Genomic DNA, 7,112 nt, shown 5'->3' on the forward strand with positions numbered 1-7,112 from the left:
ACCATAGAAGACCTTATTAAAACTTGTTTACAGAAAAACTTTTACATGCCCAGAAAATTCATTTTTTATAACTCCTACTATTTTGAAAGAAATTCTAGTTACGAATATTAATCATTTGTTGACCTGTTAAGTATCGTGTCAAATCTTCAATTCCTATTTCTACAGAGGTCTTCATCGTATCACATGACGTTCCTGCTAAATGACATGTCAGCGTAATATTATCAAGTTGTAAATAGGGATTGTCGCTGGACAGGGGTTCTTCATCATATACGTCAATTGCCGCTCCACCTATGTCATGATTTTTCAAAGCTTCTATTAATGCTTCCGTATCAACCAGACCAGCACGAGCTGTGTTTACAAAATATGCAGTATTTTTCATCTTCTTTAACTCTTTCCGGCCAATAATGTGTTCCGTTTTTTCAGAAAGGCGAAGATGTATTGTAATAATATCAGAACGTTCTAAAAGCTCCTCAAGAGAAACAAATTCAACATTATACTCATCAAATTTATGAGGATCTATAAATGGATCATATACAACCACTTTACTTTCAAATCCTTGTAAACGCTGTCTGACTCGTTGTCCAATATATCCAAAGCCAATAATACCAACAGTCATTTTACGCATATCATGAATATATTCCTGATTTGTATATTTTTTGCACCATTTGCCCTCAAAAATCATTTTGTGACTGCGAGCAATATTTTTATTTTCTGCAATCATCATCCCTATTGTAAAATCTGCAACGGCATTTGCACTACGCCATGGTGCATTTATAAGCTTAACACCTTTTGTAGTCAATGCTTGAACATCCGCATTTTCATATCCTCCCCGGAGGACTGCAGCCATTTTAAGATTTTTCGCCTTTTCTATAACTTTTTTATTAATAGACGCAACATGAACAACTATAATATCTGCGTCCGCGCAGTGATCCAACAACGCCTGACATGTCGGAGCCGCATCAACTCCATTATGTTCAATTAATGTCATCCGATCTGTAATAGGCCCCATGGCATACATGTCTTTGTCTTCAACAATCTTAACTTCTGCACCATATTGTTCCAGTTCTCGCATTTGTTCCATTAATTCTTTTGTAATACCCCCATCTGCTACACAGAGAATTTTTACTTTATCCATTTTTCTCACTCCTATGTTTTCTTTATTTTTCAACAAAATTATGTTCTTTAGCATTTGATCCTACTATTTGATTCTTTGAGCCGATCCTACAAGATCAATTTTTTGCCGCACGACTTCTTGCAGTGCTTCCAAGGGTTTCTGATACAGAGTATGCGGCCATATAGCCATATGGCTGGCTTTTTCTAATTCATCCTTTATTGTAATGTTAAAAGCCGTCAACATTTCAGAAAAAATATTTAACTTACAAATGCCTGTCGCGACTGATTTTTTAATTGCTTCATCAGGTGTTCCCGAACCACCATGCATTACCATAGGTACAGCTGAGATACAATTTAGTTCTGCTAATCGATCAAAATGAATTTTAGGCTCATGAACATAAATTCCATGTGCGGTCCCAACGGCTACAGCTATGCAATCCACTGCTGTCTGATCAATAAAATCAGCTAATTCTCCTGGCTGTGTTAAATAGTCATCGGGATTATCAAATACAGTATTTTTATCCGCTCCTACTTCACTATTGCCAACAATCCCATCTCCTACATGCCCTAGTTCAGCCTCAACGGTCACTCCGAATCGATGCGCATAATCAACGACCTTTTTTGTCTTGGCAATGTTTTCTTCAATCGGAAGCATGGAACCATCAAACATAACAGAGGAAAATCCTCCATCAATACATTTTTTAATGAAATCAATATCCGTTGCATGATCAAGATGCAACGCAACAGGAACAGAAGTATTTTTAGCAATTTTTTTCATATTATCAAGCCAATATTCAAGCCGATCTCCTTGAAGATCTAATGTTAATCCCATCAAGATAACCGGTGATTTTTTTTCTTCAGCAACTTGTGTTACTGCTATCGCCATGTCAAGATTACTGACATCAAAAGCTCCTACACCATATTTATTTTTTCTTGCATGATTAAGCATTCCTTTTAAATTTACTAATGCCATGTCATTTTTCTCCTGATCACAAGACATGATTATATTCCCATGTCCGATTAAATTATAAATTTTCTATACCCTCAGGCAATTAATATTCCATAGCTCTTGTGTACTTGTCATAATCCTATCAAACCCTTGATAGTACAATTTCTTTACCATCTCTACATTATTGACAAACCCACAAGCAAAAATTTTACCAGGAAATATCCTGCGAAATTTATCTAAAAAATCACAAGCACAAATAGCCGGTCGAAGTTCTATCGAATCTGGTTTTGCTGACTCAATAGACTTAATTGCCAATTCAAGAGACAGTGAATCAATTAAGGGAATTTTTAAAATTGTTTTAAGCCCAACAGCTTTCGCCCGGCTAACAAAATATGGATTAGTCCCGATCACTGTGTCAATTTTATACATTTTTTTTAACATTTCAAAAGCAACTACATCATTACTGAGTCCACCGATAAGCTCATGGTTAACAATAACTTTCTTATGAGCTTTATGACAAACATTTGTTAATTCAATAAGATTCCCGATATGAACAATCGTACTTAGCAATATTTCATTTTGGGGTGATTGTAGTGCTTTATCTAAATATCGAATATCTCTGACTGAGGGTATAAGTATACGTTTTTTATTCATTTAGAGCCTCCACGTTACATCATGCAACAACATAGTTATTATTAGTTTATCTTATATCACATAATTATAACATGAAATTTCTATTTCAATATACGTCTCTACACACATCAAAACTCTTTCACAAATTATTCTTTTCTAATCAACTCCAATATTTTAACAAATACTCATTTAAACGGTGCCATTCATTATATCTTTTTTTATACAGATCAGCATTATCTGGATCAGGCAACACTATTTTTTTCAATTTAACAGATTTTTTAAAAGCATCTTCATAACTTTCATAAATACCCGCGCCAATACCAGCAACAATGGCCACTCCATGTGCACCTGTTTCATCACAATCAATAGTTTCTACAGGTAACTGTAAAGTATCTGCAAAGATTTGTATCCATGCATCACTTTTTGACATCCCTCCCGTCAATCGAATCAACGTTGCTGGCAACCCTGATTGAATAAGAAAATCAATATGGAATTTATGAATGAAGGCAATTCCTTCAACGACAGCATAACAAATATCTTCGTACGCTGTATGGGTATTAATATTGCTAAACCCAGCCCTCGCATTGACATGAATACTAGGAGATGCTACAAATGGTTGAAAATAGGGAGTATCCATATCTGTTTTTACCTTTGAAATTAAACTATTCAACACATCATAATAATTTTTCTGTTCGTAGACGGCCATCACTCTTGCTTTATCTCCTAAAATCTGATTAAACCATTCATAATTTGTTGCAGAAGCTCCCGTATAAGAACAATTTAAATATTCATTTTTATGAATATATGGCATATTACTAGATGCATTGGGAATAATTTTTGCAGAATGTGTTTCATTAATACACCATGAGCCGGCAATTGCTGTAATAATACCATCCCCCGTAGCACCAGATCCTACCAGGCTAGATAAAATATCCATCATGCCGGCAGCAATAGGCGTTCCCTCTTTAAGTCCTGTCTGCCGTGCTGCCTTAGCACTTACCCTTCCAATAATATCTTCCGGATGTTCATATAGCGTAGGAAGTTTATTAAACATTTCTGGTATACCATATAAATTCATCAAATTACTTGAATATTCCATGGTATCCATGTCAACCATAAATGCCCCCCCAAAAACATTTAAATTTGTTGCAAAATTGCCGCTTAAACGATACATTAAATAATCTTTAAACATCAATACACTGCCAATGCGATCATATACTGATCGTTCGTGTTCCTTATACCATCGCAAGATGGGACCCGGTTTGCCCGCAAATAAGGTTCCATGAACAATAGCATTAATCTTCTCGTAAGTCCCCTCCCTTTTATATAATTCAATAATATCATTAGCTCGATAATCTTGTGAAAAACAACCAGGTGCAATAGACCACCCATTTTTATCCAAGAAAACAACGCCGTTTCCAAAAGAAGTGATTCCTATACCCGCAACATCAGCTGCATCAATGCCTGAATCATGAATAGCCATACGTATACACCCGGACACCATATTCCAAAATTCATCGACATCAAATTCTTCAAACCCCTTCTGCCGAGGTTTAAGTTTCATACGGTCTGAACTTTTTGATGAAGACAATGCCATAATATTCCCTTCAGTATCAAAGATAACAACTTTACTGGAGGTATTTCCTGCATCAATACCAATTAAATAAGGTTTCATAATTCATCTTTTCCTCCTACTTAACGCATAAGCATTCCACCTGTGGCATCTATTGTAATTCCAGTCAAATAATCTGACTTATTAGAAGCTAAAAAGACCACACTATATCCTACTTCTTCTGGCTGCGCTTCTCTCCCCAATGGAATACGGCTTTGATAATATTCTCTTTTTTGACATAATATTTCATGCATCATAGGTGTATCCATAATTCCTGGGGCGACAGCATTGACATTAATACCGTATGGTGCTAATTCTCGTGCCAAAGAAATGGTAAATGTTACCAGCCCTCCTTTGGAGGCAGCATAATGAGCATGTCCGGTTGTAGAGCCATGAAAAACCGCTTGAGAAACAACATTAATAATTTTTCCGGTTCTGTGTTGTGCTAAAAGATATCTTGCAAAATTACGACATAAAATAAACGGACTAACTAGATTAACATTTAACGTGTGACGAAAATCTTCTTCTTTCATATCAACTACATACGCTTGAGGCCAGATGCCCGCATTATTAACTAATACATCAAGCGAATCAAACGCATTCAAAGCTTTCTCAAAAAGGATATCACCACAATGATCGTCACCCATATCACAAGTAATTCCGACCGTTTTTACTCCATATGTATTATGTAATTCTTCCGCGACTGCATCACAAGCCGCTTGATGACGGCTAACAATCGCAACATTAGCTCCCTCTTCAGCAAATAACTTACATACAGCTTTACCAAGCCCTTTAGTTCCACCAACAACAATGACATGTTTTCCATTTAATCCAAAATCCATATTCATTCCTCATTTTTGATTAATAACAAATTGATAATTTATTTTTCCATGTAAAAATGATTCCATTTCTTTCTCTAATAAAAATGGCGACTTAAGAAATGCATCAACAGTTCCTCCCGCTAAATGCGGCGTAATAGTTACATTGTTCAGCTGAACCAACGGGTACTCTCTCCCCAGCGGTTCCTTATCAAATACATCTAGTGCAGCTCCCATTATTTTCTTACTTTTCAGTGCTTCATATAATGCGGTCTCATCTACAAGTCCCGCCCGGGCTGTATTAATAAAATACGCAACAGGCTTCATTTTCGCAAATGCGTCGGCATTCATAAGCTCTTCCGTATCTTTTGTAAGACGGCTATGTATTGTAATAAAATCTGACTTTCGCAATAATATGTCCAACGATACCAGTTGGACATATTCGGGAACAGTTGCAGCATACGGATCATAGCCTAAAATTGTCATATCAAATCCATGCAACCGCTGCGCCACTTTTTTCCCAATCTGTCCAAGCCCAATAATACCAGCAATTTTTCCCGCTAGATCCGGAACGGATGCTGCATTTGCATAATCACGTACCCACCTTCCTGCTTTTAAATTACAATGCGCTTTAGCAATATTCCGGCATTCACTTAAAATCATGCCTACCGTAAAATCGGCAACAGCCGTCGCATTTCTTCCTGGCGTATTATACACAAGAATATTTTTTCTCTTAGCATAAGCCGCGTTAATATTTTCATACCCACCACGTAATACCCCTATTGCTTTAAGATTAGAGCAAGCATCCATCACTTTTTTATTAATAGGACAAAACTGCGTGATAATAATGTCTGCATCACTAATCTTATCAATCAAATTTTCTGGCACTTCGTATTCTTCACAACCATCTGTTTCTATTTTCAGATTAATATTTTGCAATTCTTCATAATTCTGTAACTCCCAATCTACAAACTTAACTTCTACCCCTTGATCGGCAAATTTTTGAAATCCTTTTTTAATATAATCTGCCGGAATTAATAAATCCCCGATTCCAACAAGCTTCATGATGATCTCCCTCTTCCAATATCCTTGAAAATACTGTTAATTAAATTTCCGAGTACACGGATATGCAATAAAAATTTATCAATTACCAATAAACTCTCCAATTTTAATTAATGCCCAACCAACAGGAGTATTATAAGATGACACTAAATTTCCCAGTTCAGTCGAAGTCACATTGCTGGGTAATTTAACATTGGCTTTATCTGCCGCTACTCCATAAATACCCGATAAATTACTACCCGCATACAAGGCAATTGTTACAATAAAGAGGCCGGTAATAAAAATTCGAAACATATTTCGTTTACAAAACGGTGCCACCATAGAAATAACAAACACGATAGATGCTAAATCAACAAATGGCAACATGCGATTGCCTGGTAAAATAATAGAAATGAACAAAGCCGCTGGAATCAATAACAGTCCTGTTGCGATAATGCAAGGTTCTCCTATCAACAGTGCCGTATCCATTCCAATGTTAAATTCTCTGCCAGGAAATATTTTCTTTAATACACTTTCGGCCTGATCGCGAACAATCATAACGCCTTCAACCGTAATTTCGACCATTTTCGGCAGCAATACCATAACCGCAGCCACTTGTACTGCAAGATAAGCACATTTCCCTGGATTCCAGCCAGCTAATACTCCCATACCGGCACCTAATATAGTAGCCAGTGTATATAATGGCTCAGTTGTCAAGACAGAAATCTAAAGATTTTATAATGAACATTAAGCCGTGGCATAGTCTATCAGCATTGCTGGATAGTACAGCGTAGCTGGCGCCTGATAATCAATTGCTGAATGATGCCGTTTAAAATTGTAGGTATAGATATACTTCTTAATTGCTTGACGCGCCTCTTTTAGGTTGGCATATTGGGTCAGATAAGCTTCTTCATACTTGAAACTTCGAAACCAACGCTCAATCATA

Annotated in this window: 8 protein-coding genes; all 8 read right to left on the reverse strand. The window is 36.5% G+C overall.

The features are described from left to right. Window positions 1-94: 94 nt before the first annotated feature. The gene (locus AB840_RS11005) at window positions 95-1,135 is read right to left on the reverse strand and encodes a 2-hydroxyacid dehydrogenase (protein ID WP_048514898.1); all 1,041 of its coding nucleotides are present in this window, start codon (window positions 1,133-1,135) and stop codon (window positions 95-97) included. A gap of 63 nt (window positions 1,136-1,198) precedes the next feature. Next, complete coding sequence (locus tag AB840_RS11010; RefSeq protein WP_048514899.1) at window positions 1,199-2,086, reverse strand: class II fructose-bisphosphate aldolase; 888 nt, start codon at window positions 2,084-2,086, stop codon at window positions 1,199-1,201. A 63-nt stretch (window positions 2,087-2,149) separates the two neighbouring features. After that, complete coding sequence (locus AB840_RS11015; protein ID WP_048514900.1) at window positions 2,150-2,716, reverse strand: glycerol-3-phosphate responsive antiterminator; 567 nt, start codon at window positions 2,714-2,716, stop codon at window positions 2,150-2,152. Between the two features lie 139 nt (window positions 2,717-2,855). After that, entirely contained in the window at window positions 2,856-4,370 is a 1,515-nt protein-coding gene (locus AB840_RS11020) for an FGGY-family carbohydrate kinase (protein WP_048514901.1), read from the reverse strand. Between the two features lie 20 nt (window positions 4,371-4,390). After that, complete coding sequence (locus AB840_RS11025) at window positions 4,391-5,149, reverse strand: SDR family NAD(P)-dependent oxidoreductase (RefSeq protein WP_048514902.1); 759 nt, start codon at window positions 5,147-5,149, stop codon at window positions 4,391-4,393. Window positions 5,150-5,158: 9 nt separating this feature from the next. Continuing rightward, complete coding sequence (locus AB840_RS11030; protein WP_048514903.1) at window positions 5,159-6,190, reverse strand: 2-hydroxyacid dehydrogenase; 1,032 nt, start codon at window positions 6,188-6,190, stop codon at window positions 5,159-5,161. 78 nt (window positions 6,191-6,268) lie between these two features. Then, window positions 6,269-6,883: a PTS transporter subunit IIC gene (locus tag AB840_RS11035; RefSeq protein ID WP_290438999.1), complete on the reverse strand. Its 615-nt coding sequence runs from the start codon at window positions 6,881-6,883 to the stop codon at window positions 6,269-6,271. A gap of 30 nt (window positions 6,884-6,913) precedes the next feature. Beyond that, window positions 6,914-7,112: integrase core domain-containing protein (locus tag AB840_RS11040; protein WP_048514904.1), on the reverse strand; the 199-nt coding region annotated here is incomplete at its 5' end.

Source organism: Megasphaera cerevisiae DSM 20462 (genome assembly GCF_001045675.1).
GTDB lineage: Bacteria > Bacillota > Negativicutes > Veillonellales > Megasphaeraceae > Megasphaera > Megasphaera cerevisiae.